This window comes from Mycobacterium persicum, assembly GCF_002086675.1.
Taxonomy (GTDB): Bacteria; Actinomycetota; Actinomycetes; order Mycobacteriales; family Mycobacteriaceae; genus Mycobacterium; species Mycobacterium persicum.
In genome coordinates, this window is the sequence record NZ_MVIF01000175.1 from 1 (window position 1) to 5,087 (window position 5,087).

The window sequence follows — 5,087 nt, forward strand, 5'->3', positions numbered from 1 at the left end:
GGACATGGGTGCCGCGGTGGAGGGCCTGAAAGCGGTCGTGCTGCTGGCCAATGGCGCCGGCCCCGCCCCAGAAGTCCCCGGCGGCCAACACATCACGCACGATCGCCTGATGCTCGGCCTCCAACGACGCCGCCTGCGCCCGGATCAACGCCCCATGGGCATCGACATCACCGAACTGGTAATTAATCGTCATCGCCGAAATCCTTCCTAACTGCTCAAAATCTGCTGCGACGCCTGCTCTTGCTGCTCATAGTTATTGGCGTCGCGGATCAACCCATCACGCACCCCGTGCAACATGGTCACGATATTGCGAAACGCCTGATTCATCTGACCCATGGTGTCCAACGAGGTCGCCCCGGCCAACCCACTCCAGCCGGCCCCGGAAATATTTTGCGACGACGCCCACATCCGCCGCGCCTCGTCCTCGACGGTCTGCGCACGCACCTCGAACCGACCCGCCATATCCCGCATCGCATGCGGATCGGTGATAAACCGGGTGGTCATTACCTTGTGTCCCGTCAATCGTGGCTGAAAACTGCGCGACCGATCACCCCCGCCCTATCCGACGCCGGTGCGCGGAATCACACTCGGGCGCGCCTGCACCACATGCGGATTCGCCCCACCGCGGCCCATCATCGCGGCGGGCATCCCCGCACCGGCACCACCCATCCCCATCGGCATCGGCATCATCGGCATCCCCCCACCAGCCGGCGTGGCTGCCGGCGCCGTCGCCGCAGGACTTGCCATGGCACCTAACCCCGCCACCGCCGCACTGGCCATCCCCTTAGGCATCGAGCCCTGCCAGGCCGGCGGCACCGACATGGCCCCCAGCAAATGCGATTTACCTAACTGCGCGGCCATCCCCGCGCCGCCGCCCAGCGGCTTTAAGGCCGGAGCGGTGCCACCGACAAATTTCGGAACATCAGCACCCGCCCCCGCCGCCGCACGTGCCAATCCCGCCATGCTCGGATTGGCGCTCTGCGCCAACGACATCAGCGGGGAAATCAGCATACTGGCCGGATACATCGCCATCTGGGCTAGCGACGTCAACGATGACACCGGAACCACTGAAGTCAACGACTGGACCCCGCTCAGCAAGGAGGGAGCCGTTGCCACCGCATGTTGGGCCGCCGACGCCATCCCAGCGATACCCGCACCGACTTGCGAAGCCAACCCCGCCAAATCCAGCGGCGGCACACTAAACGACGTCAGCGCCGCGGCCGCCGATGTCGCCCCGGCGTGATAGCCCACCATCGCGGCCACGTCCTGGGCCCACATTTCCATGTAGTCGAATTCAGTTGCCGCAATCGCGGGGGTGTTTTGTCCCAGGAAGTTTGTCGCCACCAAAGCCCCGAGCAGCATCCGGTTGGCCGTCACCGCGGCCGGATGCACTGTGGCCGACATCGCCGTCTCAAACGCCGTCGCCGCCGCTCTAGCTGTGGACGCCGCCCGCTCCCCCTGTGCCGCCGCCTCATTGAGCCAACCCACATAACGCGTGGCCGCTGCGGCCATCGCCACCGCTGCTGGACCTGCCCACGGCCCACAGGTCAATCCAGTAACGACCGAGTCGAACGAGGCCGCCGATGCTGCCAATTCGGCGGCCAACGTATTCCAAGCCGCCGCGGCCATATGCAGCGGTCCCGATCCGGCGCCGGCAAAGATCCGTGCCGAGTTGATCTCCGGGGGCAACCCGGCAAACTCCGGAACCATCGCAAACCCCCGATCGCTACCCACGCGGCCGCCTAGCCCGGCAGGTTCTGCGGCGCTTGCCGCCACGACGGTAACTGCGCGGCCACCTCCGAAGCCCCGGCGTGGTAGCCCGCCATCGCCGTCACATCCTGGGCCCACATTTGCTCGTAGTCACCTTCGGTGGCGGCGATGGCGGGAGCGAGGAGGCCCAATAGGTTCGACCTCACCAGCGATACCAGCTCGGTGCGGTTGGCCGCGACCGATAGCGGATGCACCGTCGCCGCCCGCGCTGCTTCGTAGATGGCGGCCGCAGCTTGGGCTCGTGCAGCTGCATGCCCCGCTCGGGCGGCCGACGTACTGAGCCATCCGGCGTATGGGGCTGCTGCGGCTGCCATCGCGGCCGAAGCCGGGCCTTGCCACGCCATGCCGGTGAGCCCCGACGTCACCGACTCAAACGCGGTGGCCGCCGAGCTCAACTCGGAGGCCATCCCGTCCCAGGCCGCCGCGGCGGTCAGCAACGGACCCGAGCCGGCACCGGTATAGATTTTTGCTGAATTGATTTCTGGCGGCTGCATCGAATAGTTCATTACCGTCGTCCTTTCTGCTTGAAAGATTTATGAACCGGCGCCGAGCCGATACCTGCCAATTCCGTCGTAGCTGCCTCCAATTTTTCGGTCACACCGCATGCCGGTACGCGAAGCGCAATAGTTAGGTGTTGACTCCGCCACACGGAATTTTTAAGGGTCGTAAGCCGGCCACCCCACAGCGCTGCTGAGGCTAGGCCAGATGACGGAAGAAGAAGAAGAATTAAATGGGCACGGGCGCACCGATTGCCTCCGCAAGCTGTTCGGGCAGGAAGGTGAACAAATCGGGAACGACACCTCCGAATGCGGTGCCACTGAGCGGGAAGGGTCCTAACCCGAACAATGGGATGGAAAGTGACGCGAATTCCGATGGAGTAAGGATCCCGCCAAGCGGGACACTGGTGTCCACCTCGACGCCGGTAAGGAACGCCGGTATGGTGAATGACCCGTGGCCGTTGAGGAAGCCATTCGCAACCACCGCCGGAGCGTCAATTAATGCGGTGGCGGCGCCAAGGATGTTCCCCGTTTGCGCCGCGCTGATAAACGCATTCACGCTGGATCCCAACGCGTTTACTGTGGTGATCGCCGGAGCTATCGCGCCCAGAGTCATTACCAGCGGCAACCCGACGTGAAGGACGCTGGTATTGATGTTCAACGCCTGAGAGGTGTCGGTCAGCGTGTTGATCACATTGGTGACGTTCTGCGAAATCTGACCCGGAATGGACGTGGCCGGTAGCAGGTTGGTGAAGCTCTGCGCCATCTGTCCGGGGATGGCGAGGATGGGTAAGAGATCTCCCAAAGTGCCCACCGGCGTGACCGGGATCACGCCACCGTGGATGGGGCCAGCGACGAAACCTGTCAGGAACAAATTGCCGAAGCCGGTCGCGATATCGCCGACCGCACCCGAGACGTTGCCGGCCGCAAAATCCTGGAAGGCGGTTTGGAAGGCGGCCGGCAGGGCCGCCAACCCGGCATCGAAGTCGTGGGCGGCGCTGTGCAGGGCGGTGCTGATCGTCTGGGAGTAGCCGATCTGTTGGTTGACGAGCGCCTGCAGGACTGCCGCCGGATCAGTGGACAACAGACCTTGGACGGAAGCGGGGAAGTTCTGAATGGCGCTTCGGAGCGCGGTGGCGAGCGTCTGTTGGTAACCGATCTGGTTGCTGAGGAACTGATGCAGGAACGGCTGCGGGTTCGCTGCGATGGCACTTTGTAGGCTTTGCAGATTGGCGGCAGTCGTGGTGAAGAGCGTTTGGTACGGGCCGGCGACCGTGGCGCCAAACGTGGCCAGGCCGGTGGTCAGCCCGGGCAACCCGCCTGTCGGGAGCGCTCCGAGCTCCGTCTGAAGTCCATTGATGGACTGCGAAATGGTTTGTGCGCCAGTCTGAATCTGGCCCGCAAGCCGAGCAGGAGCGGTCGCGACGGCCTGTGAAACGGCTCGCATGTCGGCCTGGATCTGACCCGACCCTAGCGCCGTAGCGCCCCCGCTCTGGATAGCGGTCACGGCGCGGTTCAGGGTACTTCCGGCCTCGCCGGCGACCTGCCGAGCGGCGGACTCCGCGGCCATCACGGCGCCGCCGACCTGCCGGCCCAGGTTGCCGAGCATCTGAGCAACTCCGCCGGTGCCACCACCGAGTAGCGCCTGTTCGGCGTTCGCGGCTTCAGCGCTCAGGTACGCGCCCGCACCTGCGTTCATCACGTTGACGAACTGGTCGTGAAACGCCCGCGCTTGGGCGCTGAGTACCTGAAATTCGTGGCCAAAGTTGCCGAACATGGACGCGATGGCGACCGAAACTTCGTCCTGGGCCGCCGCAGCTATCCCGGTCGTGGGGCTCGCGGCAGTCGCGATGGCCTCGGCCAGCGACGAACGAATCCCCGCCAAATCCTGGGCCGCGCCCAGTACCAGTTCCGGCGTTGCGATCACATACGACATATCCGACTCCTTCGACTCCTCGCCCGGTAGACAGCGGGCCACTATTTGTCAAGTGTCTAACGTAGTTAACTCGTGAGTAACATGGGAGAATTCACAGCAACCTGCCAGTTACGTCCAAGTAATGTCCAAGAAATGCATGCGTGCAGGCGAGGCGGAGGTTGCCCGGATATCGAAGTCCGCATGGGGCGTCCATCGCGGGTGCCTACGAAGGATCGCGACGCGATCGTCGCAACTCGGATCGCGGGGAGCATCGACAAGTTCTTTGCAGGTTTGCTGTATGTAGGAAGGTCGGATTGCTGTACGGGTTATGGCCAACGCTGGCAGGCGTTAACGAGTGTCGAAGCCGACGCGGAGCGCGAGACGGTCACGACACCAACGGTGCACCCAGCGGACGGCAATGTGTATCGCCACCGGGATTCGGTGCCCGGTGTTGAGGGTGCACCCGCGGCAGACGACAACTGCTCGTCAAATCAGAAGTGGCGGGCCGACATCCATCGAAGGTCCCGCAACATCAGACGCGGCCCGCGTGATCTGCTGCCTTGGCCGATGCCCAAGCCATTGCGGCGGTGCCGACGATCCTGATTGTGTTCCTGCCGTATCAGGAAGCCACGCCGTGCAGCATTAGCCGTCTGGGCGCCACGGTTGGTTGCGTAGCTCTTTGCTGAGATTTCCCTTCGCAAATAGCTGCCGTGGTAGCTGGTCGAGCCCGGCACCAGCTGGTTAGGCGCAGAACCGGCGGCTTGTAGCTGTTGACCGTGGGCGTTGGCTTGTTCGTCGATCAGCCGGAAGTTGCGGCCCAGCTGGGTAATGAACTCCCGGCAGGTCGCGCCCCAAAAGTCCCGGCGCTACCCGACACCGGTGCGCGGGATCACACTCGGGCGCGC

General features: G+C 64.1%; 3 protein-coding genes and 3 pseudogenes. All 6 read right to left on the reverse strand.

Annotated features, from left to right (window positions below; genetic code table 11):
• Window positions 1-193: pseudogene (locus tag BST40_RS27215) on the reverse strand (WXG100 family type VII secretion target); the annotation flags it as partial.
• A gap of 14 nt (window positions 194-207) precedes the next feature.
• Window positions 208-504, reverse strand: coding sequence for a WXG100 family type VII secretion target (locus BST40_RS27220; RefSeq protein ID WP_083156407.1), 297 nt, complete (start codon window positions 502-504; stop codon window positions 208-210).
• Between the two features lie 54 nt (window positions 505-558).
• Window positions 559-1,710: a PPE family protein gene (locus BST40_RS27225; RefSeq protein WP_083156410.1), complete on the reverse strand. Its 1,152-nt coding sequence runs from the start codon at window positions 1,708-1,710 to the stop codon at window positions 559-561.
• A 35-nt stretch (window positions 1,711-1,745) separates the two neighbouring features.
• Window positions 1,746-2,276: pseudogene (locus tag BST40_RS27230) on the reverse strand (PPE family protein); the annotation flags it as partial.
• Between the two features lie 220 nt (window positions 2,277-2,496).
• A complete protein-coding gene (locus BST40_RS27235) occupies window positions 2,497-4,203 on the reverse strand; it encodes a PE family protein (RefSeq protein WP_083156413.1) in 1,707 nt (568 codons plus the stop codon).
• A gap of 728 nt (window positions 4,204-4,931) precedes the next feature.
• Window positions 4,932-5,042: pseudogene (locus tag BST40_RS27240) on the reverse strand (type VII secretion protein EsxI); the annotation flags it as partial.
• Between the last annotated feature and the right edge of the window lie 45 nt (window positions 5,043-5,087).